We start from the raw sequence: 24,066 nt of genomic DNA, 5'->3' as shown, positions 1-24,066 counted from the left end.
ATCTTTACTGGATCTTGACCGCGCGTTGAATCGCCCCACCGACGATTACCACGTGACTACCATTCAAGCCGTGGAACTGGGGGTTTTGGGACCTCTTCAGGCCCGGCACGACGGCGCCTCGGTCACAATCCCGGGCGCCAAACCGCGTGCGATCCTCACGATGCTCGGCCTACACGGCGGTTCGGTCGTGTCGGCCGAAACGCTGATCGATCTGCTCTGGGGTGACGAGCCGCCGCGCACTGCGGCCAAGGCGCTGCAGACTCACATCTCCTCGTTGCGCCGGGCGCTGGGCGACGGGTTCGTCCTCACCGAGGGAACGGGCTGGATCCTCAACACCACGGAGGTGGATGCCCCGCGCTACAAGCGGGCCACCAAGGCAGGACGAGACGCCTCGGCGACCGGCGATACCGGCCAAGCAGTGGTCCGCTTCGAGGAGGCGCTGAACCTGTGGCGCGGAACTCCCGAACTGCCCGATTCCCGCCGAGGTGTTTCGGAGCGGACACGCTGGATCGAAGGGCACGCCGCCCTGGTCGAGGACCGCGCCGACGCGTTGCTCGCGACGGGGCGGGCCGCGGAGATCATCGGTGAACTGGAAGCCGCGGTGGCCGATGCACCATTGCGCGAGCGCCGATGGGCCCAGCTGATGCTGGCGCTCTATCGCGCCGGTCGACAAGGTGACGCCCTGGGCGCGTATCAACGAGCCCGGTCGGTGCTCGCCGACGATCTCGGGGTCGATCCCGGGCCAGAGCTTCGACGGCTCGCCGCTGCGATCGTTGCCCAGGACTCCGCACTGGATCACCCCGTGACCCAACATCTTCCGTCGGTGACCCGCGCGGTCACCTTTCTTCTCACCGATATCGAGGGGTCGACCGCAGCGTGGGAAGCCGATGCCGACGCGATGGCGATAGCGCTCGCGCGCCACGACGAGCTCGTCGAGCAAGTGGTCACCTCCCGCGGCGGCCGGCTCATCAAAACGCGTGGCGAAGGCGATGCCACCTTCTCGGTCTTTGACCGGCCCTCAGCGGCGGCCGCCGCGGCTATCGAACTTCAAGACGCGATCCTCCACGAGCCGTGGGCTTTGCACGAACCCATGCGGATCAGGATCGCCCTGCATACCGGCGAGGTAGAGCTACGCGACGGTGACTACTTCGGTCGCGCGGTCAACCGTGCCGCCCGTCTGCGGTCGCTGGCCGCGGGGGGCCAGATTCTGTGCTCGGGCGCGACGGCCGAGCTCGTCATCGACACCCTTCCCGACGACGTCGGCCTTGCCGACCTGGGGATGCGTACGCTGCGCAACCTGCCGCGTCCGGAGCATGTGTTCGAGCTCCGCTTCGAAATCGCCGAGCAGCTCGAGGAGACCGTCGATGAGCCGCTGGCGCGGCCCGACCTCCCCGCGGTATTCACCGGCCCCGGGCGGTTCGTGGGGCGCGGCCTGGAGCTGGAGCGACTGGGCTCCGCGTGGCAGGCCGTACTCGCCGGTGGCATTCACGCGATGCTGATTGCCGGCGAACCCGGTGTGGGCAAGACGCGCCTGGCCGGCGAATGGTCTCAACAGGCCTTCGAGCAAGGCGCCGTCGTGTTGTACGGCCGATCCGACGAGGACCTCGGTGCGCCCTATCAACCCTTCGCCGAAGCACTGCGTTCGCTCGTCCCCTGCATCGGCGCACAAAGACTGCGGGGATTGCGGGGCGTTGAAGCACTCCTTCCACTGATTCCCGGTCTGACCGACGTCCTCCCCGACCTGTCCGCGCCGCCGCGCGCCGACCCCGACACTGAACGCTATGCGCTCTTCGACGCCGTCGTCGCGCTGCTGGAACTCGCCTCGGCCAGTGCACCCGTCGTACTGATACTCGACGACCTGCACTGGGCGGCCAAACCGACGCTGCTGCTGTTGCGGCACCTGCTGCGCTTCGGTGACCACACCCGGGTACAAGTCGTCGCGACCTACCGCAGCACAGATCTCGACCGATCCCATCCGCTGGCGGCGATGCTCGCCGACCTTCAGCGGGACGGCACCGCGGACCGCCTTGCGCTGAGCGGCCTCGGTGCCGACGACGTAACCGCCTATGTCGCCGAGGCCGGGTACGACGACGAGCAGCTCGCCCGGGCGCTGGCGTCGGTCACCGGCGGTAACCCGTTCTTCTTGATCGAGGCGCTGCGCCATGTGGACGAAAGCGGCGGAGTCTGGGATCCCAACACCTTGCCGCAGGGCGTTCGTGAAGCCGTGAGCCGCCGGCTTTCCCGGCTTCCAACAGCTACCAACAAGGCCCTTGCCGCGGCCGCCGTAGTCGGCAGCCGCTTCGCGGTGGATCTCGTGGAGCGGGTCCTCGAACAGGACCTCGTCGACGCGTTCGACGAAGCCTGCCAAGCCGGCATCGTCATCGAAGAGTCCGGCGGTCGATACCGGTTCAACCATGCCCTCGTCCGGCAGGCTCTGATCGCCGAGCTGGCCTCGGTGCGGCGCATGCGACTGCACCACCGTATCGCCATCACGCTGGCAGCCATGCCCGGCGCGAACGACGAGCTGCTGGCGGAACTGGCCTACCACTATTTCGAATGCGCGTGGGCGGGCAACGCGGCCAAGGCCGTCGAGTATTGCCGACGTGCGGCGGATCAGGCGATGTCGCGCCTCGCCTACGAAGGCGCCGCCGATTTGTACGACCAGGCGCTGCACGCCCTGGAGGAGATCGACGACGAGCTGCCCGATCGCGCCGACCAGAACGCCGAGCTGCTGGTCGCGCGCTGTGAGGCGCTGCTTGCCGCGGGTGAGGTGGCTTCGGCGACCCGCGCTGTCTCGCAATTACAGGCAGCGACCGTCGATTCGGCTCGGCTGGCGGCGTGGGCGACATGTTTCGACGGCCAGCTGTCGATGCTGATCCATCCGGAACGATTGGACGAGATCGAGGCCGCACTGGGCGCGGCTGCCGACAGGCTGGCCGGATTGGGTGACGCCGAAGGAGAAGCCAAGGCCCACACCGTCCGGGCCGGATGCCTTGCGCGTCTTGGGCGAATCGGCGATTGCGAGATCGCCTTGGACAGTGCGCTGACCGCTGCGCGGCACGCCCGTGAACAGCGTCGGGTGAACGCGGTGCTGGCCGGAGCGCCCCTGGCGGCACTGTGGGGCCCGAACCCGGTTCCGCGTGCCGGCGGGCGTTGTCTGGACGTGGTGCGACTGCTGCGCATCACCACGGAATCCCCGGCGGTCGAGGCGACGTCGACACGATGCCAAGCCGTGTTGGAGGCCTTCCGTGGCCGCGCTGCCACCGCCCGACGCATGATCGACTCGGCACGGCGCACGGTCAGCGAGATCGGCCTGCGGCATGCCTTGCTTGAGGTTGAGCAGTTCGCCGGAATCATTGAGCTGGTTGTCGACGATCCGGATGGCGCCGAGCCGCATCTACGTCAGGCCTACCACGGCTTTCGCCGCATGGGGCTGGATGCCGACACCGCCGAGACCGCTGCTCTGCTGGGGCGTACTTATCTGGCTCTCGGCCGAGATGCCGAGGCCGATGAGTTGTGCACCGAGAGTGAGCGTCTCGCGGGACACGCATTGAAAGCGTCGATCGCCTGGCGCACGCTGCGGGCGCTGCTGTTGACACGCCGCGGTGATCATTCGGCCGCCGGGCAGATGGCCGAGTCTGCGGTCGCCCTGGCTGGCCGCACCGACGCCTTGGTCGATCACGGCGATGCCTGTCTGGCGCTGGCAACGGTGCTGGCTGCCGCGGGCGATCTAGCGGGGGCACGAGCCGCCGCCGAGCGAGCGACCGCGCTCTACGAGCGGAAAGGCGCCGAAGCGCTCGCCGCCAAGGCGCGAGAGATGCTGGGCGATCGCGTGGCACCGGTGCCCGCAACTCCATCCAGATCGCCGACCATGGGCTACGACAATCCGGCTGTCCGCGCCGGTGAACGCGTGATGGCCGCCATTGAACGCGAGGCCTGGGACGAGTTCGAGACCATGTTTGTGCCCGAGGGCTTGATCGAGAGCCGCCGCAAGATCGTTGGCTTCCCGCCCGACGAGACGACGGCGGGCGAGGTGATGCACCACACCAGGCAGGATCTCGAGTCGGGAGCCATTCGGGTGGAGCGAGTCGTTATCGCAGAGCGAGGCACGCGTCTGGCCCTGGTCCGAATGTGCGTTGGCACTCCCGGCGGGGGTCCGGGGGCGCCCGCCGACGAGCTACTCCAGCTGTACGGCATCGACGAGGAGGGGCGAATCGCACTGCAAATCTGGTTCGACGCCGACGATATGGATGCGGCGATCGCCGAACTTGATGCGCTGCACGCACGATTCGAGGACCAACGGGCACCGGTGCGGCACCTGGAGAACAAAGCAGTGCTGGTGATGGAGCGGTTCTACCCGAACTTTGCGGCCCGCGACTGGGAGGCCATCGCCGAAGCAGCGGCCGACAACTACTACATCGACGATCGCCGGCGAACAGTCAACACTGGCATCAGATATGGCCGAGATGCCGGGATACGGGAGTTGCAGGCGACCGCTGAGGTCGGCTTCACGATCATCATGTCGGATGCCGTGGCAACCCGCGGCGAGCGGCTCGTCCTCACCCGCGTTCGCGCGTCCGGCCCCGACCCTGAGGCAATTCAGAACGACGCCCTTAACGTCATCGAGATCGACTCGGAAGCGAAGGTCGTGGCGGCCGTGGTGTTCGATGTTGACGACTTCGACGATGCGCTAGCCGAACTCGATGCGCGCTATCTCGCGGGCGAAGCCGCCGTCTGCGCTGACACCTGGTCGGCGATCACAGCGGCTTTCGTTGCGATGAGTCGACGCGAAATGCCGCCGACCGTCCCCGGCTTCACCGACGTGGACCGTCGTACGCTTGCGACGGTCGGACCTGGGGACCTGATGGCATACCTTCACGTCGCGCTGAAAGACACGGCACAGAACACCATTTACGTCGAATCCGTGCATCGGCTGACCGACCACGGCGCGGTGATCACCCACGTAGCCCAAGGGACTTCACCCGAAGGCCTAGACGTCGAGTGGCGCCTTGTCGACACTGTCACGGTCGACGGCAATCTGATCAGTCACTGCGAGATGTTCGACGAGGCAGACCTCGACAGAGCCCTTGCGCGGTTCGAGGAGCTGCAGCCGCAGAAGCCGTGGCGATTGCACAATGCGGCAAGCCAGGTGTCCCAACGCTTCCTGGCCGAGTTCGCCGTCCACAACTGGGACGCTATGGCCGATCTCTTGGCCGAGGATTACTACCAAGACGATCGCCGAAGTACCGTGAACGCCGGAATTCGACACGGTCGAGACGCGGCCCTCACTAACATGCGAGCTGTCGCCGACCTCGGCATCGCCGACGTCGAAGTGAGCGATGTCGCGACGCGTGGGAAGTACCTCGTCCTCACCCGCAGCGTCTTCTCGTTCCGGGATCAAGGCCCCGAGGCATACCTCGCCGAGCAACTCGACGTCGGGGAGATCGATTCGGAGGGACGGTTGGCGGCGAGCGTCTCCTTCGACCCCAACGACTTCGACGACGCGCTAGCCGAGCTCGAGGCCCGCTACCTCGCCGGCGAAGCGGCACCCTATGCGCGCTCGTGGTCGGCGCTCAGCCAGGCGTACGCCTCAGCGAACAAGCAACAACTCCGGCTGACACCGGACTGCGCCACCATCGATCACCGCCGTATCGCGACAATAGAGACCGGCGACTTGGCCACTTACCTCCGCACCTCATGGGACGACGCGCAGAGCTTTCTCGTCTATGTCGAGGCGGTTCATCGACTGAGCACACAAGGAGCGGTCTTTACCCAAGCGGCACGCGGCACATCGGACCAGGGCTTCGATGCCGAATGGCGAGAAGTCATCGTGGCCACATTCGAAGGCGACCTTGTGAATCGCTGCGAGCTGTTCGACGAGACGGACCTCGACGCCGCACTCGTGCGGTTCGCGGAGTTGCATCCCCAACCGAACCGGCTGGAGAACGCGGCAAGCCGAGTACACGCCCGAAATTTTGCATACTTCCGAGCCGGCGCCTGGACGGCTTTAGCCGAGATTCTGAGCGAAGACACTGTCGTCGACGATCGCCGGCGCGTGACAAGTTCCGGATTCTGGAACGGACGCGATGTCGTGATCGAAAACCTGCGCGCCTTGGCCGACGCAGCACCCACGCCGTTGATCGTCGTCGCGACCCGCGGCGAGCGTCTCGCCCTCACTCGGGTCTGTTCGCCGAACCGAGATCTGCAATATGGGCAATTCAGCAGCGACATGCTCATCCTGGCCGAGATCGACGCCGGTGACCGGATCACGGCGCAACTGGCCTTCGATCTCGACGACATCGACGCCGCAATCGCCGAGCTCGACGCCCGTTATGTCGCCGGCGAAGCGGTGGCCTGCGCCCACACATGGTCGGTCATAACGGCGGGCTACGCCGCCTTCAACCAACGCAAGTTTCCCGAACTCGACTGGGAGAATGTCGATCACCGTCGCGCGAGAGCGTTCGCGCCCGGTGAATTGGCCGCCTACATGCGCGCTACGTGGGACCTCGCGCCCGACGTCGGGTGCTACAGCGAGGCGGTGCATCGGTTGACTGGCTTGGGTGCGGTCGTCACCCAAGTGGTGCGCGGTACCTCGCGCGAGGGCTTCGAGGCCGAATGGCGCGAAGTCGTCTTGTTCACGGTCGAGGGCGAAATGATCAGCCGCTGCGAAGTATTCGACGAGGCCGACTTTGACTCCGCGATCGCCAGATTCGACGAATTGAATCGATTCCGTCCTCCGTATGAGAATGCCGAGTCTCAGTAATCGGCCTGTCTGTACGGCTTGCGCGTCCCCAAGAATGGGTGTCAGACCCGATACCGTTCGGCCCGGTTTCCACACAAAACTGATGTCAGGTCGATAGCGGCGCCGATGCGTTCTCGGCCGCCTATCCCCTGCTCGCTGGCGTCCGAAAACGCTGAGCGCACACGGGAAAGCGTTCGTTCGCACGATCGACATCCAGGTGGCCCTAGACAGTTCGAGCGCAGTTGCGCCCGGCCGATCTCTGGCTTCGGCCGAGCTGTGGTCCTACGCGCACATATCGGCCAGTGCTCGGTTGGGCCCCGGCGAAACATGCAACAGCGATTCGAAAAGAAGGGGCGGTTCACGCCGATGAGACCCAAGTTCAACGGTGAAGCGCGGTTATCATGGGCGCTCAGCGCACTGGCCGGGCTATTGGGTGCCACCGCATTCACCCATTCCACCGAGTACTTCGTCACTTCCATGACGGGAACAGGCCAGCTGGCGGTGCTGGGCTCCTTTCGAGACCAGCGCTGGGTATCGATCACCGCGGGATTCATATTGCTGGCGTTCATTTTAGGGGTGGTGACCGCATCGCTGTGCCGCAGGCACTTGTGCGTGGCGCACGCGCACGGTTCGACGGTCTTGACCACCCTGTCAGTGACGGTCGCGTCCGCAGTCGACGTCACTTTGGACGGCTGGTCGGACAAGGAGCTTCCGATCGCGCCGATCTTACTGATCGCGTTCGGTCTTGGCGCTCTCAACACCTCGTTCGTCAAAGACGGTGAGGTATCGATTCCCCTGAGCTACGTGACCGGGACTGTGGTCAAGATGGCGCAAGGCATCGAACGTCATATCAGCGGCGGCTCGATTGCGGACTGGCTCGGAAATTTCCTGCTGTTCGGCAGCTTCACCCTGGGGGTCACCATTGGTGCGTGCATGCACGTCATGGTCACCGAAACGGCGATGCTGGCGATCGCTGCTGTCATGTGTGCACTGATGACCGGATGCACCTACTTCCATGCGGATCGACGTACCCTGCTGAAAGCAGCTGGCGAACCGCTTGCCGACCAGACGTCTTGAAAAGCGGTGGCCGGTGCTGCCGGAGGGTTCGACATGCTTAGGTCGCCTGGCTCACCGACGACATGTGGAAGTCGGGAATCCGCAGTGACGGCATCACCGCCCGGGTCGCCCAGTCGCCCCACTCCCGGGGCAGTGTCGGCTCGGCGATGCCGGCCTGGGTGGCGCGGCGCAGCAGATCCAGCGGACTTTCGTTGAATCGAAAATTGTTCACCGCCGCAGTCACTTTGCCGTCCTCGACCAAATAGACGCCGTCGCGGGTCAGCCCGGTCAACAGCAGCGTGGTCGGATCCACCTCGCGGATGTACCACAGCGTGGTCAACAGCAGCCCACGCTCGGTCGAGGCGATCATCTCGTCCATGCTGGCCGAACCGCCAGTCATCAACAGGTTATCGGCGGCAAGGGCGACCGGGACGCCGAACTCGGCGGCAGCCGCCCGCGGGTAGGCCAGCGCGTTGATCACCCCACCGCGGATCCAGTCCACGCAACCGATGTCCAGGCCGTTGTCGAACACCGAGGCGGTCTCCGACGAGGTGCCCGTCGCCACGAACGGCGCGCACTCGAGCCCGAACGCATGCGGGTCGGAGTACAGCGTCAGGGGCAGTTCGGACAATCGCTCCCCCACCCGGGTACCGCCGCCGGGCGCCGACAACGCGGTACGGCCCTCCTGCGCTCCGCGGCCGCTCATCGTCCAACCGAGATAGATCATCATGTCGGCCACGGTCGAAGGTGGCATCAACGTCTCGTAGCGCCCGGCCGGCAACTCGACGGTGCGCGCCGCCCAGCCCAAGCGCGTCGAGAGCTGCTCCAGCAGCGAATCTGCCGGCACGTCAACGAAATCCGGGGTGCTGATCCCCGCCCATGCACTGGCGCCATTGCGTTTGGCGTTGATCTCCACCGTCCCGGTGGGCTGGGTGAAACGGCGCCGCAATCCAGTCGAGGACGCCAGGAACGTCGTCTCCACCTCGTGGCGGGCGAACCCGTAGAGCTGGTCGGCGCCTCGAAAACCTCGGCTCAACGAGCTGGCCAACCCGGCAAAGACCTCCGCGCCGGTCTGCGGGAGCGGGGCGTCCCAGTCCTCCGGGACGACGGAGCCGCCCAGCAGTTCCGCGGCGTCGCGAGCCTCCGGTGCGCCCGCGGCCGCCTCCATCGAGGCCGCGACCAACTCGGGGATCAGCGCCGGATCCACTTCGGCGGAGCACAGGGAGCCGACCCGAGCGCCCTCGTCGTCGGAGACGATCGAGATGACGGTGGTGGTTCGGCTGCTCGACACCCCGTTGGTGGTCATCGAGTTACCGGCCCAGCGCAGCGACGCCTCGGTTCGGTCGGTGACCAGAACGATGGTCTCGGTGTTGTTATCGGCGCCCCGCCGGCTCGCCGCCAGCGCGGTGTCGATGACCTGCTGTGGCCCAATCATTCCCGGCCCCCCTCGCTGCGCGTGTTGAGCACGTTGATCCCGCGGAACAGCGCCGACGGACAGCCGTGGCTGACCGCGGCCACCTGACCGGGCTGCGCCTTGCCGCAGTTGAACGCCCCGCCCAGCCGCCATGTCGAGGCGCCGCCGACGGCCTCCATGGCGTTCCAGAAATCGGTGGTGGTCGCCTGATAGGCCACATCGCGCAGCTGCCCGTCGAGGCGACCGTCACGGATCCGGAAGAACCGCTGCCCGGTGAACTGAAAGTTGTAGCGCTGCATGTCAATCGACCACGACCGATCGCCGACGATGTAGATGCCGTTGTCCACCCGGCCGATCAGATCTGCGGTGGATAGGTCCTCGGTTCCCGGCTGCAGTGACACGTTGGCCATTCGCTGGATCGGGACATGATGCGGCGAGTCCGCGTATGAGCACCCGTTGGAACGAGACTGACCTAACCTGGGCGCGAATACCCGGTCCAGTTGATAGCCCACGAATCGCCCGTCGCGCACCAGGTCCCAGCTCTGGGCTGCCACGCCTTCGTCGTCGTAGCCGATGCTGGCCAACCCGTAGGGCACCGTGCGGTCGGCGGTCACGTTCATCACCGGCGAGCCGTATTGCAGGGTGCCGAGCTTGTCCGGGGTGGCGAACGACGTACCCGCGTAGGCCGCCTCGTAACCGATGGCTCGATCGTATTCGGTTGCATGCCCGATGGATTCGTGGATGGTCAGCCACAGGTTCGTCGGGTCGATCACCAAATCGGTCGGTCCGGCGGTCACGCTGGGCGCCTTAACCTTCTCGGCCAGCAACACCGGAAGTTCGGACAGCTCGCCCGACCAGTCCCAGATCTCGTCACCGGCCACCGCTTCCCAACCGCGCGCCGTCGGCGGTGCCAGCGTTCGCATCGAGTCGAAACCGTCCGGTCCGACGGTGACCGCATCGCAGACCGGCATCAGCCGCACCCGCTGCTGAGTGATCGACGATCCGAACACATCGGCGTAGAAGGTCTGCTCCTTGACCGCGGTAACGGAAGCGGACACGTGGTCCACCCCGGCTCCTCCCTTTTTGGAGGCGAGTAGCCGACCCGAGTAGTCCTCCAGCACATCGATCTTGTCAGCGGTGGGTACCTCGAACGGGTCGATCAGATAGTCCGACACCCACGTCGCGTCGCGGTACACCGGCTCGGCGGCCAGTTCGACACGTTCGGCGTTGAGCACCGCCAGCGTCTTGGCGACCTGCACAGCACGACGAGCGGTGTCAGCCGCTACGGCCGGCGCCAGTTCGGCATGCGAGGCGAAGCCCCAGGTGCCGTCGACCACCACCCGCACCGCTAAGCCGAGCTCGCGGTTGACGACGGCGGTCTCCAACTCGCCGTCGCGCAGCCGGATGACCTCGGTCGCGATCCGGTGAATCCGCAGGTCGGCATGCTCGGCGCCGGCCGCTCTGGCCGCCGACAATGCGGCGTCGGCCAGCTCGTGGCGGGGCAGGGCCAGAAACTCGGCGTCAATCCCCCGATTCGCTGTCACCCGTCCACCGTAACGACGTGCCGATGGTTGACCACGGCATAGGTGTCAATTAATGATCACGGCGTGACGGCGCCTCAGCGACTGGTTGAAGACGGTGTTCGACGCTACGGCCGCTTCGATGGCCGGGTCCGCGACACCAACCCGGTCGACGCGCACCGCGGCTTGTCGCGCCTCTGGCGCGAGTTCCGGCTCAAAGAGTGGGTGGGGTTCGCCTTGATCCACCCCGAGATGTCGGGCGCCATGATCATGCAGGACGTGAAGTACCTGGCGTCGTCGGAGCTGTTCATTCGCGATCGGGCGACCGGTGTCCTGGTGGAGAAGAGTGCGCGGTTCCGGGGCGCCACTCTGGACCTGCCCGACGACCTGCTGCATGGTGGTCGCTGTCGGGTCCAGACGCGCCGCTATCTGCTCGACTACGACTTCGATGTCGACGCCCACACGATCACCGTGCGCTTCGACTGTGCGGCAGACCGGCGCGGGCCCGCGATCACCGGTGCGCTGACCCTGTATGTGGCGGGCGCGGCGCCACCGCTCAGCCTCAGCGCCAAACTCACGTCGGCGATCGACTACTACACGTTCAAGCAGCCGTTTCCGGTCGACGGCACGCTCACCGTCGGTGACCGAACCTATGCGTTCGAGCGGGCCCGCGACTTCGCCATCCTCGATGAGCATCGTTCGCAATTCCCGTATTCGACGTTCTGGACGTGGGGCACCTTCGCGGTCGCAATGGCCGGCGGTGTCGTCGGATCCAACTTCGTCGACCGGCCGGAGGTCAACGACGACGATGACGAGTCGTCGAACTGGGTTCCCGGTGCCGTGGAGCCGCTCGTGGGAGTCCAGTTCGATTTCGGGTCCGCCGATCCGCTGTCGACCGTGCACGTCCGTGACCGTGACGGCCGGCTCGATGTGACCTTCACGCCTGCAGGGCGCAAGGTGGTCAAGGTCAACCTGGTCGCGGCCGCGATCGACTACTGGCAACTCGCCGGGACCTACCGCGGCACCGTGACTTCCCTGGCCGGCCAGTCCTACTCCTTCGGCAACGTGCCCGGGATTCTTGAGCGGATGAAGACCCGGTTTTGAGTCGACGCAAGCGCTTAAATACTCCTATGAGCCGCCGCGCCCCCCGGTCTGCGACGCTGGGCTACGCCCTGCTCGCCCCCAGCCTGTTCGGGGTGGTGACGTTCTTGCTGCTGCCGATGCTGGTGGTGGTGTGGCTGAGCCTGCACCGCTGGGATCTGCTGGGGCCGATCCGTTATGTCGGCGCGGAGAACTGGCGATCGGTGCTGACCGATCCGGCATTCGGCAATTCCCTTGTGGTAACGATACTTTTCGTCGCGTTCGTCGTCCCACTACAGACCGCGCTGGGGTTGGGTGTGGCGCTCTTGCTGGCGCGCGGGCTGCCCGGCAGCGCCGTGTTTCGCACCGTGTATGTGCTGCCGTGGATCTGCGCACCGCTGGCGATCGCGGTGCTGTGGCGCTGGATTCTGAGCCCCACGGACGGCGCGGTGAGCACCGTGCTCGGTCACCGCATCGAATGGCTCACCGATCCGGGGCTGGCGCTGCCGGTGACTTCGGCGGTGGTGGTGTGGACCAACGTCGGCTACGTCGCGCTGTTCTTCCTGGCCGGCATCCTGGCCATCCCGACCCAGGTGCTGTCGGCGGCGCGCATCGATGGCGCCAACGGGTGGCAGCGGTTCTGGCGCGTCACCCTGCCGATGCTGCGGCCCACGATGTTCTTTGTGCTGGTCACCGGGGTGGTCAGCGCGGCGCAGGTGTTCGACACGGTGTACGCGCTGACCGGCGGCGGACCGGGCGGCCGCACCGACCTGATCGCCCACCGGATCTATGACGAGGCATTCGGGGCGGCGGCGATCGGCCGGGCCGCGGTGATGGCACTGGTGCTGTTCGCCGTACTGGTTTCGGTGACGGTCGTTCAGCAGCTGTCGTTGGGCCGGCGGGTCAGCTACGACCTCACGTGAGCCCACATCGTTGCTGTGCTTGCGTTCTAACCGCCGTTGAGTGCGCTGTGACGGCGACCCCACACCAGGTAGAAGATCAATGCGACCGCTAGCCAGCCGGCGAACACGATCCAGGTGTAGCGGTGCAGGCTGCACATGATCCATCCGCAAACCACGACCGACAAGATTGGTGTGATCGGATAGCCGGGCACCTTGAATCCGCGAGGCAGATCCGGTTCCCGGACCCGGAGCACAACCACCGCCACGGACACGACGATGAACGCGGTCAAGGCGCCGATGGAAACCGTTTCGGCCAGACGCTGAAGCGGAACCAGACCGGCGAGGGCTGCCGCCACAACCGCGACGATCATGGTGTTGGTTGCGGGTGTCCCGGTGCGCGTGTTGACCTTGGCGAACGTCGCCGGCATTAGGCCGTCGCGACCCATCGCGAACAGGATGCGCGTCTGGCAGTACATCGTGACCAAGGTGACCGAGAAGATCGAGATCACCGCGCCCACGGCCAAGACGGTTCCGCCTAAGCGGTTTCCGGTGATGTGGTCCACAATCACGGCCAGGCCTGCGCTTTGCCCCTCGAAGTCCTGCCACGGCTGGCTGCCCATGGCGGCCACCGCGACAATCACATAGACACCGGTCACGATCAGCAGTGCCGCGATGATTGCCCGCGGGATCGTGTGCTGCGGGTCTTTGGCCTCTTCACCGGCGGTGGATACCGCGTCGAGACCGACGTAGGAGAAGAAGATCGTGCCCGCTGCCCAGCTGATTCCCGAGAATCCGAACGGGGCGAAGTCCGTGAAGTGGTTCGCTCTGAACGCCGTTGACGCGATCACCGCGAACATCAGCAGCACGCCGAGCTTGATCACCACCATTACAGCATTGACCTTGGCCGACTCACTGGTGCCGCCGATCAACAGAGCCGCACATATTGCCACCAAGACGATGGCTGGCAGATTGACGAAGCCACCCTCGGAATCCCATGGTGCCGATGAAATAGCAGGCGGTACCGAGAATCCGAAGACATTGAGCGACAGCTTGTTCAGGTACTGACTCCACCCCACTGACACCGCGGCGGTAGACACCCCGTATTCGAGCAGCAGGCATGCCCCGACAACCACGGCCATGAACTCACCGAGGGTGGCATAGGAATACGAGTATGCCGACCCCGAAATGGGCACCGCCGAAGCCAACTCCGCGTAGCAAATCGCGGCCAGACCCGCTGCGGCCCCGGCGATGATGAACGAAACGACCACCGCCGGGCCGGCTTGCGGTACCGCCACCGGGAAGACAAAGAAGATCCCCGTGCCGACCGTCGAGCCGACGCCGAACATGGTGAGCCGAAAGCCGCCGAGCCTGCGTCGCAGGTGGTTCGTGCCCCCGGTCGGGATCGGTGCACCGTTCACCGGCCGACGCCGCAGCATCTGCCGTGACAGGCTGAGCGCCGGCGTTGACATTGGTGCCCCTAGCTGGACGGTTCGTGTCCATCATTGAACACGCCCCGACCGGCACCACGGGTTACAACACGACGAAGCGGACTAGGAACAGGTCACATCGATTTCGAAGGGCTTGTTCACCGGCTGCATCGGGTTGGCCGTGTCGATCCCGGTCGCGGTGCCGCTGATCTTGTATCCGTTGCCGTCCTTGGTCGCCTTGGCGTCGCCCTGCCCGGTGCCCGCGGTGTATGCCAGCGTCACACCGTTGACGTTGCCCAGCCCGACCGACTTCACCTCCGGAGGGTTGGCGTCGGTGAGCACCGCGGCGATCCCGGTGGCCGCTCCGCCGATCGCGATGTTGACGTCGCCGGCCATCGTCGTGCACACGGTGGTGCCGGTGACGTTCTGGTCTTGGCCGTCGATGGTGACTTTCGTGGTTGCCGCAGCGCCGCCGACATTCACCGACGCACTGGATCCACTCGAAGAGCTCGCGGCGCTCGAGGAGGATGCGTGAGTGGTTTCCGACTTCTTGTCGCTGGAGCACCCCGACAGACCTACGACCGCGATTGCTGCCGCTGCTGCGGCAACCGTTACTGAACGCTTCACCGGTACTCCTTTGTTGTGGGTGGTCACGTGCCTGGTTTCGTGCTGTTTGGTGGGCGCGGGCGGGGGCTGGCGGGCTAGGCTTTATCCCGCATCCTGATCAGATGGCGGTGTGCTGACGCCCGTGGCAGACCGCCCGCCACGCTCATTGGGGAGTGTGCTGGGCGGCCCAACCTCGGCGCATCGGGTAATTACCTGATATTTGCTCCGGAATGCGCGGTCTCGGACCCGACGCGGGAGGGGGTTGGCCGTGGTGAGCCGTCTGCTCGAACGCGACACGACGCTGAGCACCCTGCATCGCTGCTATCGGACCGCCACCCGGGGGCACGGGCAGCTGGTTTTGCTGCGTGGCGAAGCCGGCGCGGGCAAGACCACGGTGATCGCCCAGTTTCTCGCCACACTCGATCCGGGCACCCGGGTGTTGCGGGGCTGGTGCGACGGCCTGGCCACCCCGCGGCCGCTGGGCCCGTTCATCGACATGCTTGCCTACCTTCCCGCGAGTCAAGGCTCCTCGATACGCGCCGCCATCGATGCCGGAGACACCGAGGCGATCTATGCCCAGCTGGTCGGCGTCGTCGGCGATGGCACCCCTTCGGTGTGTGTGATCGAGGACTTGCACTGGGCCGACGGCGCCGCCCTGGATCTGCTGCGCTACGTGGCCCGGCGAATCGACACACTGCCGGTGCTGTTGCTGGTGTCCTACCGCGACGACCAGATCGGCCCCACCCATCCGCTGGCCGTGTTGTTGGGTGATGTGGCTACCTGGGCGACCGTGACTCGCATGGCGTTGGACCCGCTCAGCGCTGCAGGGGTAGCCGCGTTGGCCGCCGGCAGCGGCATCAACGCCCAAGCGTTGTACCGACTTACCGATGGGAACGCGTTTCTCGTTACGGAGATGTTGGCCGCCGGGCCGGATGCGCTAGGCGATGGCGACCTGCCATGCAGTGTCTCCGAGGCGGTGCGGGGCCGACTCGCGCGACTGTCGGCCGCCGGACGCGAAACCGCACACGCGGCAGCGATCTGCGGTCCACGCGTGCACCCCGCACTGCTCGAAACGGTATCGCCCGGCGCAGCGGGCACGCTGAGCGAGTGCCTCGCCGCCGGAGTGCTGGTAGCCGACGCAGACGCGGTGGGATTCCGCCACGAGCTGACCCGCCGTGCCATCGTCGAGCAGATCCCCGACTATCAGCGCCGAGTGCTGCACAAGCGAGCACTGACCGCATTGTTAGAACCCCCGATCGAGCCGGACACCCTGGCGACGTTGACATTTCACGCCGAAAAGGCCGGCGACACCGACACACTCATCAGCTTTGGCCCCGCAGCTGCCGAGCGCGCCGCAGGATTTGGCGCCCATCGGCAAGCCGCCGACCTGTATGCGTTGGTGCTGCGCCACGCCGGCACCATCCCCGACGAGCACCAGGTGCTGTGGCTCGAACGGCACGCATTCAGCAGTTATCTGACCGGCCAGGCCGAAGCGGCGATGTTGTCATGGCGGCAGGCCATCGCGCTCCGCCGGCAGTTGGGAAATCGTCACGAGGAGGCTGAGGATCTGCGCCGGCTGTCGCACGTCCTGCAGCTGCTGGGACGCCCGGCCGAAGCCTTGGCGGCGGCGCACGCGTCATTGCGGTTGCTCGAAGACCTCGAACCGTCCCCGCAGTTGGCTTGGTCGCTGATCAACATGGCGCACATCGCCGCTCTTGCCTTAGACCCCGCCTGTGCACGATATGCGGCCCGCGCGAAGTCCCTCGGCGCCCACTTCCGCGACCCTGCCGTGGTGATCCACGCCCGCGGATATGCTGCACTCACCACCGTGTTCTGCAGCGACACCGGCTGGGACGGGTTCGAGGAGGTCTGGCGAGAAGCGGCCGCGGCCCCGCGCATCGAGGAGCACAGCGGAATCCTGGGCGTCCTCCTCGGCACCTTCGCTGTCGTGCGCGGCGATTTCGGTCGCGCGGAGCGTTACCTCGCCGAAGTCGCGGCCTACCTCGACGACCGCGAACTTGGCATGCTCCAGACCTTGGTGGCCGGGCTCCAGGCACTGACCGGTCTGGCCGGCGGCGACTGGACCTCTGCCGCGCTGGCGGCCGAGCAGATCCTGACCCAGCGGGAACTGGCGCCCCAACACCGGATCGCGCCGTTGATCACGGTCGCCTTGATCCGGGCACGCCGTGGCGAGGAACCGGTGTGGCCGCTGCTCGACGAAGCCCTTGAGGCTGCGACGGGCAGCCTGCTACGCCTGCCTGTCTGCGCCGCACGCGCCGAGGCTGCCTGGCTGGCCGATGACGACGAGGCGGTCCACCGCTGCGCGGCCGAGGTTCGCACGGTGTCCAGCACCGCCTACGCGTGGCTCGGGGGTTCGCTGCGGCGCTGGGCTCATCTGGCCGGTGACCGATCCGGTCTTGACGTCATCGCTGCCACGCCCTATGAACGTGAGATCAACGGGGATTGGTACGCGGCCACGCAGGAGTGGATGCTTCGCGACTGTCCCTACGATGCCGCCATCGCTCAACTCAGCGGCGACATCGACGCCGTTGAGGCCGCGCTGGGCACCTTCCGCCAGCTTGGCGCCCGTGCCGCGGCCCGGCGCACCCAGCAGCGTCTCGCCCACCTGCGCGGCCGCGATCCCGACCGCCGCCGCAAAGACACCAGCGCCGACCCACGTGGCCTCACCAAGCGCCAACGCGACGTCCTCGAACTCCTTGCCGCCGGGCGCAGCGACGCCGAAATCGCCACCGCCCTCTACATCAGCACTAAAACCGCCAACACCCACGTCTGCGCCATCATGGCCAAACTGGGCGTGCACAACCGCACCCAAGCCGCCGCCTACGCCTACCAAAACCCCAGCGAGCTCCCCACCCCATGTTGATCAGTACTTCTCGCATTCCGCACAAGAACATTCGAGCCTCCGCCATCTACGCGCTGCTGACGATCGGCGCGCTGATCACGCTGGCGCCCTTCGGGCTCGGGCTGTTGACCTCGTTCACCCCGGCCCGCCAATTCGCCACCGGTTCCCCGCTGTCCTGGCCGCACCCGCCGACACTGGACAACTACGGCGATCTTGGCGGGGCCGGATTCGGCCGAGCGGCGGCGGTTACGACGTTGATGACGGCGGTGATCGTGGTGGGACAGCTGAGTTTCTCGGTGCTGGCCGCCTACGCGTTCGCACGGCTGGAGTTTCCAGGCCGCGACAAGTTGTTCTGGGTGTATGTGGCGACCCTGATGGTGCCGGCCACCGTGACCGTGGTGCCGCTGTATCTGATGATGGCGCAGCTGGGCCTGCGGAACACGTTCTGGGCGTTGGTATTGCCGTTCGTGTTCGGATCGCCGTATGCGATCTTTTTGCTCCGCCAGCATTTCCGCACCGTCCCCAATGATCTGATCAACGCCGCACGACTCGACGGAGCCAACACCCTGGACGTGATCGTGCACGTGATGCTGCCGGCCAGCAGGCCGATCCTGGTCACGCTCGGGCTGATCACCGTGGTCTCACAGTGGAACAACTTCATGTGGCCGTTGGTGATCACCAGCGGAGACAAGTGGCGGGTGCTCACGGTGGCCACCGCCGCCCTGCAGTCGCGCTACAACGCGCAGTGGACGTTGGTGATGGCAGCCACCACGGTGGCGATGATTCCCCTGATCGTGTTGTTCATGGTGTTCCAGCGCCGAATCGTGCAGTCGATCGTCGTCACGGGGATCAAGTGAGCCGGCCGCGGTTCTCCACCGTGTTCGCCGCGGCGGTGGTGGTCCTGGCCGTCCTGCTCGGCGCCGCGGCGGTGCTGCTCGACGGGGCCTCGAACCGGTCGGCGGCCGGCACGACGGTGGTGACGGTACGACTGTGGGACGAACAGGTCGCGAACGCCTACCGGCAGTCGTTCGCCGCATTCCATCGCACCCATCCCGAGATCGAGGTGCGCGTCAACGTCGTCGCCTACGGGACCTACTTCGACACGCTGCGCACCGATGTCGCCGGTGGCGGCGCCGACGACATCTTCTGGCTCTCCAACGCCTACCTGGCCGGCTACGCCGACAGCGGACGGCTGATGAAAATCGATGCGGCAGGCTCGGATTGGGAGCCGTCGGTGGTCACTCAGTTCACCCGTGACGGCACGCTGTGGGGCGTCCCGCAACTGACCGACGCCGGGATCGCGGTGTACTACAACGCGGATCTGGTGGCCGCCGCCGGGATCGCTCCCGCGCAGCTGGAGCAGCTGCGCTGGGATCCCCAAGGCGCGCACGACACCCTGCGGCCGCTGCTGGCGCGGCTGACCCTCGACAGCGCCGGACGCAGCGCCAACGCCCCCGGCTTCGACCAGCGGCGCATCCGGCAGTGGGGCTACAACGCCGCCAACGACCCGCAGGGTATCTACCTGAACTACGTCGGCTCTGCCGGCGGAGTGTTCCAGCGCGGCGACGACTTCGCCTTCGACAACCCGGCAGCGATCGGTGCCTTCGGTTACCTGGTGCAGCTGATCAACGGCGACCATGTGGCACCGCCGGCCTCGGAGACCAACACCAACGGCGACTTCTCCCGCAACCAGTTTCTCGCCGGCAAGATGGCGCTGTTTCAGTCCGGCACCTACAACCTGGCGGCCGTCGCTGAGCAGGCGGCGTTCCCGTGGGGGGTGGCGATGCTGCCCGCCGGGCCCGTCGGACGAGTCAGTGTCACCAACGGCATCGCCGCCGTCGGCAACGCCGCATCGCCGCGTCCCGCGGCCGTACGGGAGGTGCTGGCCTGGCTCGGCAGCCGCGACGGCAACGCCTACCTGGGGCGCCACGGGGCGGCGATACCGGCGGTGCTCAGCGCACAACGGGTCTACTTCGACTATTGGGCACGGCGCGGGGTGGACGTCACCCCCTTCTTCACCGTGCTCAACGGCCCCCGCATCCCCGCCCCGGGCGGCGGCGCGGGATTTGCCGCCGGAAACCAGGCCATCAAGCCCTATTTCGACGAGATGTTCCTCGGCCGCTCCGCCGTCGACACCGCCCTACGCCAAGCGCAGGACGCCGCGAACGCGGCCGCACGCCGGTAGCCCCGGCGGTCGAACGTGCTCACAGATGCTGGCGCGGCAGGTCATTGCCGTAGCTGGGGTTCTCGTCGTTCAGATCGATCACCCAGCACTTCTCGGTCGCCGGCAGGTACAGACCTCGCGCGCCCAACATCCCCCGCACTATCCGGCACCGGGTGAAGGTGTTGTCGGGGCTGATCGGGCCGTCGCACAGCATCCCGAACGGCTCTGCAGCGCAGCCCATCGCGCCAGGGACCGCCTCCGCCGGTGACCGGCTGATCGTGACGCCGGCCGCAAGCAGACCGCACGCCGCGAGGGCGGCGGGCATCCGGTGGTTGCGGATTGCAGGTGACATGGCGTCCTCGTCACCCACTGTAGAACGCGCCCACGCCCTGGGCTATCACGGTTTTCACCGCAGCTGCGGCTCCCGAGATTGCAACCATGCAGGAAAAGGCCGGAAATTACCTGCGTGCTTGCAATCTGGGCGTCAGGGCGCCTCTCCATCCCCGCGATCTCAGCGCGCGGTAGACGCGTTCGACCGCCTCGGCCGGCCGATCCTCGGCGATCACCTTGATGTTGAGCCAACCCAATTGCGGCAGCTTGCGCTGGCGCCGTTCACCACGGACGTACTCGCGGCGATCGGTACGGTGCTGGTCCCCGTCGTACTCAGCGGCGACGCGGAACTCTTCCCACCCCATGTCGAGCATCGCAAACAGGTGACAGTTGATGTGCACGGGAATCTGCGTCGTGGGTGCGGGTAATCCGGCGTCGAGGAGCAGGAGTCGCAACCACGTCTCCTTGGGCGACGCCGCTCCGCCGTCGACGAGCGGCATCAGTTCCCGAAGCTGCCGCAATCCCCTGGCGCCTGGATAGCGATCGGCAAGCAGCAGAACACGCTCGACCGCGAACGGGGTGGCCCGCGTCAACGCATCCAGCCGGGCGAGGGCCTGCCCCCGCGGTAGGTGACGCGCCAAGTCAAATGCGGTACGTGCTGGAGTGGTCACCGGAAGGCGCCCGACAAAGGTCAGCTCGTCGTCGGCGACGGCCTCGTTGCGCGTGATCACCCCGCTCGGTGGCCGGCCGTTACGCAGCAGCATCTCAACAACCGTGTCGTCGTGGACCCAGCGCGCCCCATGCAGCGCGGACGCCGCGACACCGGCGATGACGCCACGACGACGCGACCAGAGCCAGGCTCCGCCGACGCGGTCCCGCAATGACGGGACCGCGTCGGCGGGAAGGTAGACGTCGGGGAACATCCGCCGGAACCGGCGTCCCAGCCGATCCCGAGATACTGCACCCGCGGCGACGGCTTCGCTACCGAGAAATGCCTTCATACCGGGCAAGGATGCGCGTAGGCACCGACAGCGCGCCGAAATTGCAGCCATGCAGCACAATCGGGCAAAGAACTCGCGTGAGTGCAATCTCGCGAAGGAGGCGGCGAGTTCAGGCAGCTGCGGTCAGCACCGTCAGTTCAACAGCCACTGCCCCACCGCACATTACGACCACCACCGCCAGGGCCACCAGGTCGGACAACCCCGGCCGCGTCGGCGACGCCGAAATCTGGCCGATGCCACCACGAGCGGTGATCGCGTCCCCCATCTCGTCGGCCCGGCGCAGAGTCACGGTGATGGCCGCAGTCATCAGATCGACGGCCTCGCGTGCCCAGTGGCGCCGGCGTTGCCGCCGGGTCCGCGGCCGGAACCGGGGCCGCAGGCGCCGCGCGGCGTAGAGCACCCGGAACTCATCGACCAGCATCGGGAAGGCGCGCAGCGCCAGCGCCAACGCCACCGCCCACTCGTCGACGGGGATGCGAAGCAGCCGCAACGGTCTCCCCAGCGTGGCCACCGCGGGAGCGATCTCCGCGACGTTGGTGGTCCACGACACCATCGCGCCGAGCCCCAGCAGCACGATCGACAACGCGGTGATCCGCAGGAAGTACAACAGCCCACCCAGGCCGGCCGGGTCGCCGCCGGACATGGCCGCAGTCCCGCCGCCGATCAACAGCAGCACCCACAGCCAGCGGGGTACCGAGGGCAGCGCACCCCGCGGGATGCGAGCAATCCTGGCCGCGCCGAACACCAACAATGCCACCGCGCCGATCGTCACCCAGCCGGGATAGAAGGTCAGCAACACCGAGATGCCGAAGACCACGATCAACTTCGTCCCGGCCCACAGTCGGTGCATGGCAGAGTCGCCGGGAACCGGCCGCAGCAACACCACCGGCCGAGGGGCGCTGCGCGCCTCCCCCGTCACGCCGCACCTGCCGGCGCCGGCACCAGCACACCGTTGTGCAGGTGCAGAGTCCGCGGGCACAACTCGCCAAGGCCGGCGAAATCGTGCGAGATGACCACCACCGTCAGGCCACCCTCCCGCCGCAGATCCTCCAGCAGTCGCAACAAGCCGTCCCGGCTGGCGGCGTCGAGGCCCGCCAGCGGCTCGTCGAGGATCAACGCCCGGGGCGACCGGGCCAGCAGGCCGGCCAGCACCAGCCGGCGCATCTGGCCGCCGCTGAGCTGGTCGATACGCCGTCCAGCCAGCGCCTCGTCCAGTCCGACGGCGGCCAGGGCGGCGCTGACCCTGGCGTGATCACGCGGTGAAAAGCCCGCAGCCGAAGCCACTTCCAGACCGACATGGCTGCGCATCAACTGCAGCCGCGCCGCCTGGAAAGACAGCGCGACGGCCCCCACCTGCTGGTCGGCGGGCCGGCCCCCGAGCAGGCAACGGCCGGTGGTCGGCGTCGTCAGGCCGGCCATGATCCAGGCCAGGGTGGACTTGCCCGAACCATTGCCGCCATGGATCAACAAGCCGTCGCCGTCGTCGACGCTGAAGCTGATGTCCCGCAGTGCGGTCTTGGCCCACGGCGTGCCGCTGGCGTATTCGTGCCCCACGCCGGATAACTCGAGAACCGGCGTGCGCTCGTGTCCCGGTGCGACTCCGCCGGATGCGGCGGGGACCTCGGCGGTCTCCACCATGGCGGTGTTGTCGCGGGACCCGGACAGGTCGATGGTCCGGTCGGCGCTGCCGGCCTCGTCGTTGTAGTGGGTGATGTGCACCAAGGAGGTGCAACGCCGGTCAGAGCGCCCGGCCAGCTTCGACAACAGCCCCAACAGCGCCTCACGTCCTTGCGGGTCGACCATGCTGGTGACCTCGTCGGCGATCAACAGTGCGGGTTCGCGGGCCAGCGCCGCCGCCACCGCCAGCCGCTGCAGCTCCCCGCCGGACAGGCCACCGGTGTCACGCTCGGCGAAGCCCGCCAGGCCGACCTCGCCGAGCAGCCGCTCGATGTCGGTGCTGGTTCCCGGCGGCAGGCCCCACACCACGTCGTCGGCGACCCGGGTGCCCAGCACCTGGCTTTCCGGATGCTGCATGACCACCGCGGTGCCTCCGGGCGCACCGAGCCCCACCGCGCCGGGGCGCTCAACGGTGCCCGCGGTGGGGGCTCGCCCGGCCAGCAGCAGCATCAAGGTGGTCTTGCCCGACCCGTTGGCGCCAGTGATCGCGACGTGCTCACCGGCGACGACTTCCAGGCTTACCGGGCCGAGTGCGTCATGGTCGGACTGCGGATAACGGAACCGCACCTGATCCAGCCGGACAGGGACCGGCGCTACTGGACCGCTCTCGGCCAGAAGGTCCAGCTTGTGGACATCGGGCACCCCGCGGAGCCGGTGCAGCACCCGCGACAACGCCCACCACCCGAGCAGCGAGACGATCATGACGCCGATCGTCATCTGGGCCAGGATGAGCCACTGCCAGTAATGCAGCAGCACACCGAGAAATCCGTTCAGGTCCTGGGCAGTTCGCTGGAACTCCGGCAGCGGAATACGCGCCATGGCGGCCGCAACCCCGTGCACGTTGGCGGTGATCGCGTCGAAGATCAGGTGGCGCAGCCGGGACAACACGGTCAGCGCCAGCACCATAGCGGTGCCGAAGATGGCGCCGGCCACCGCGGAGGCCACGACCACGGTGGGCAGGCCGCGGCGATGGCGTTTGATAACGCCGGTCAAGCCGCCGATGTAGGCGCTGTTGACCACAGTCATGAAGCCGCCCATGCCGGCGATCAGAAATGCGATGGTCGCGGCGGCGACGGTGGCGGCGATCAACACGCGAATCCGGTAGCGGTAGGCCAACAGACCCATCGGCACCGTGCCGAGCAGCGCCAAACCAGCGGCGAAGGGCACCACAACCGCGATGATGGCCGTCGCCGCGCACAGCGCCGCCATCACGGCGGCCTGCGCAATCTCGAAGGGCTGCATCGACCGCGCCCGGACTCGGTTTAGGCCCTGGCCGGTCTTGGT

15 protein-coding genes are annotated in these 24,066 nt (G+C 66.9%); 7 read left to right on the top strand and 8 right to left on the bottom strand.

Translation table 11 applies throughout. The features are described 5' to 3' along the window. The first annotated feature begins 70 nt into the window (after nt 1–70). Together ACKY0X_RS08180 and ACKY0X_RS08175 are read left to right on the top strand one after the other, a co-directional pair. Complete coding sequence (locus ACKY0X_RS08180) at nt 71–6,763, top strand: BTAD domain-containing putative transcriptional regulator (RefSeq protein ID WP_409429025.1); 6,693 nt, start codon at nt 71–73, stop codon at nt 6,761–6,763. A gap of 306 nt (nt 6,764–7,069) precedes the next feature. Then, nucleotides 7,070–7,819 carry a YoaK family protein gene (locus tag ACKY0X_RS08175; protein ID WP_409429024.1) on the top strand — a complete coding sequence of 250 codons (750 nt, stop codon included), beginning with the start codon at nt 7,070–7,072 and terminating at the stop codon, nt 7,817–7,819. 37 nt (nt 7,820–7,856) lie between these two features. Here ACKY0X_RS08175 and ACKY0X_RS08170 read toward each other — a convergent pair whose 3' ends face one another. Together ACKY0X_RS08170 and ACKY0X_RS08165 are read right to left on the bottom strand one after the other, a co-directional pair. After that, a complete protein-coding gene (locus ACKY0X_RS08170) occupies nt 7,857–9,233 on the bottom strand; it encodes a metallopeptidase TldD-related protein (protein WP_409429023.1) in 1,377 nt (458 codons plus the stop codon). Next, the gene (locus ACKY0X_RS08165) at nt 9,230–10,756 is read right to left on the bottom strand and encodes a TldD/PmbA family protein (protein ID WP_409429022.1); all 1,527 of its coding nucleotides are present in this window, start codon (nt 10,754–10,756) and stop codon (nt 9,230–9,232) included. The genes ACKY0X_RS08170 and ACKY0X_RS08165 overlap by 4 nt, the downstream gene beginning before the upstream one ends. A gap of 63 nt (nt 10,757–10,819) precedes the next feature. Between ACKY0X_RS08165 and ACKY0X_RS08160 the strand changes: the two genes are divergently transcribed. Both ACKY0X_RS08160 and ACKY0X_RS08155 read left to right on the top strand, forming a co-directional pair. Next, on the top strand, nt 10,820–11,836 hold the full coding sequence (locus ACKY0X_RS08160) for a DUF2804 family protein (RefSeq protein WP_409429021.1): 1,017 nt from the start codon (nt 10,820–10,822) through the stop codon (nt 11,834–11,836). Nucleotides 11,837–11,862: 26 nt separating this feature from the next. Next, a complete protein-coding gene (locus tag ACKY0X_RS08155; RefSeq protein ID WP_409429020.1) occupies nt 11,863–12,735 on the top strand; it encodes a carbohydrate ABC transporter permease in 873 nt (290 codons plus the stop codon). A gap of 26 nt (nt 12,736–12,761) precedes the next feature. On the opposite strand, the gene ACKY0X_RS08150 is transcribed toward ACKY0X_RS08155, so the two are convergent. Both ACKY0X_RS08150 and ACKY0X_RS08145 read right to left on the bottom strand, forming a co-directional pair. Further along, the gene (locus ACKY0X_RS08150) at nt 12,762–14,183 is read right to left on the bottom strand and encodes an amino acid permease (RefSeq protein ID WP_409429019.1); all 1,422 of its coding nucleotides are present in this window, start codon (nt 14,181–14,183) and stop codon (nt 12,762–12,764) included. An 81-nt stretch (nt 14,184–14,264) separates the two neighbouring features. Further along, the gene (locus ACKY0X_RS08145; RefSeq protein ID WP_409429018.1) at nt 14,265–14,768 is read right to left on the bottom strand and encodes a lipoprotein LpqH; all 504 of its coding nucleotides are present in this window, start codon (nt 14,766–14,768) and stop codon (nt 14,265–14,267) included. Between the two features lie 247 nt (nt 14,769–15,015). Here ACKY0X_RS08145 and ACKY0X_RS08140 point away from each other — a divergent pair, with 247 nt between their 5' ends. The 3 genes from ACKY0X_RS08140 to ACKY0X_RS08130 are packed head-to-tail and all read left to right on the top strand — an operon-like array spanning nt 15,016 to nt 19,795. Then, a complete protein-coding gene (locus ACKY0X_RS08140) occupies nt 15,016–17,631 on the top strand; it encodes a helix-turn-helix transcriptional regulator (RefSeq protein ID WP_409429017.1) in 2,616 nt (871 codons plus the stop codon). Next, entirely contained in the window at nt 17,625–18,467 is an 843-nt protein-coding gene (locus ACKY0X_RS08135) for a carbohydrate ABC transporter permease (RefSeq protein WP_409429016.1), read from the top strand. Before ACKY0X_RS08140 ends, ACKY0X_RS08135 begins: the two co-directional genes overlap by 7 nt. Next, a complete protein-coding gene (locus ACKY0X_RS08130; protein ID WP_409429015.1) occupies nt 18,464–19,795 on the top strand; it encodes an extracellular solute-binding protein in 1,332 nt (443 codons plus the stop codon). Before ACKY0X_RS08135 ends, ACKY0X_RS08130 begins: the two co-directional genes overlap by 4 nt. Before the next feature lie 19 nt (nt 19,796–19,814). On the opposite strand, the gene ACKY0X_RS08125 is transcribed toward ACKY0X_RS08130, so the two are convergent. The 4 genes from ACKY0X_RS08125 to ACKY0X_RS08110 form a co-directional block, all read right to left on the bottom strand. Continuing rightward, entirely contained in the window at nt 19,815–20,126 is a 312-nt protein-coding gene (locus ACKY0X_RS08125) for a hypothetical protein (protein WP_409429014.1), read from the bottom strand. Between the two features lie 106 nt (nt 20,127–20,232). Beyond that, on the bottom strand, nt 20,233–21,105 hold the full coding sequence (locus ACKY0X_RS08120; protein ID WP_409429013.1) for a hypothetical protein: 873 nt from the start codon (nt 21,103–21,105) through the stop codon (nt 20,233–20,235). A gap of 109 nt (nt 21,106–21,214) precedes the next feature. Then, nucleotides 21,215–21,955 carry a CbiQ family ECF transporter T component gene (locus tag ACKY0X_RS08115; RefSeq protein ID WP_409429551.1) on the bottom strand — a complete coding sequence of 247 codons (741 nt, stop codon included), beginning with the start codon at nt 21,953–21,955 and terminating at the stop codon, nt 21,215–21,217. 65 nt (nt 21,956–22,020) lie between these two features. Continuing rightward, complete coding sequence (locus ACKY0X_RS08110) at nt 22,021–24,024, bottom strand: ATP-binding cassette domain-containing protein (RefSeq protein ID WP_409429550.1); 2,004 nt, start codon at nt 24,022–24,024, stop codon at nt 22,021–22,023. Between the last annotated feature and the right edge of the window lie 42 nt (nt 24,025–24,066).

This window comes from Mycobacterium sp. SMC-11, assembly GCF_046250095.1.
Taxonomy (GTDB): domain Bacteria; phylum Actinomycetota; class Actinomycetes; order Mycobacteriales; family Mycobacteriaceae; genus Mycobacterium; species Mycobacterium heraklionense_A.
The sequence above is the reverse complement of the archived record's forward strand: the minus strand, read 5'-3'. Positions and strand labels throughout refer to the sequence as shown.

Bases quoted from the DNA above. Each gene is read 5' to 3' on its own strand.
- ACKY0X_RS08175 (WP_409429024.1), top strand. From the start codon at position 7,070: ATGCAACAGCGATTCGAAAAGAAGGGGCGGTTCACGCCGATGAGACCC.
- ACKY0X_RS08135 (WP_409429016.1), top strand. From the start codon at position 17,625: ATGTTGATCAGTACTTCTCGCATTCCGCACAAGAACATTCGAGCCTCC.
- ACKY0X_RS08110 (WP_409429550.1), bottom strand. From the start codon at position 24,024: ATGCAGCCCTTCGAGATTGCGCAGGCCGCCGTGATGGCGGCGCTGTGC.
- ACKY0X_RS08120 (WP_409429013.1), bottom strand. From the start codon at position 21,105: ATGAAGGCATTTCTCGGTAGCGAAGCCGTCGCCGCGGGTGCAGTATCT.
- ACKY0X_RS08155 (WP_409429020.1), top strand. From the start codon at position 11,863: ATGAGCCGCCGCGCCCCCCGGTCTGCGACGCTGGGCTACGCCCTGCTC.
- ACKY0X_RS08115 (WP_409429551.1), bottom strand. From the start codon at position 21,955: ATGCACCGACTGTGGGCCGGGACGAAGTTGATCGTGGTCTTCGGCATC.
- ACKY0X_RS08150 (WP_409429019.1), bottom strand. From the start codon at position 14,183: ATGTCAACGCCGGCGCTCAGCCTGTCACGGCAGATGCTGCGGCGTCGG.
- ACKY0X_RS08125 (WP_409429014.1), bottom strand. From the start codon at position 20,126: ATGTCACCTGCAATCCGCAACCACCGGATGCCCGCCGCCCTCGCGGCG.
- ACKY0X_RS08170 (WP_409429023.1), bottom strand. From the start codon at position 9,233: ATGATTGGGCCACAGCAGGTCATCGACACCGCGCTGGCGGCGAGCCGG.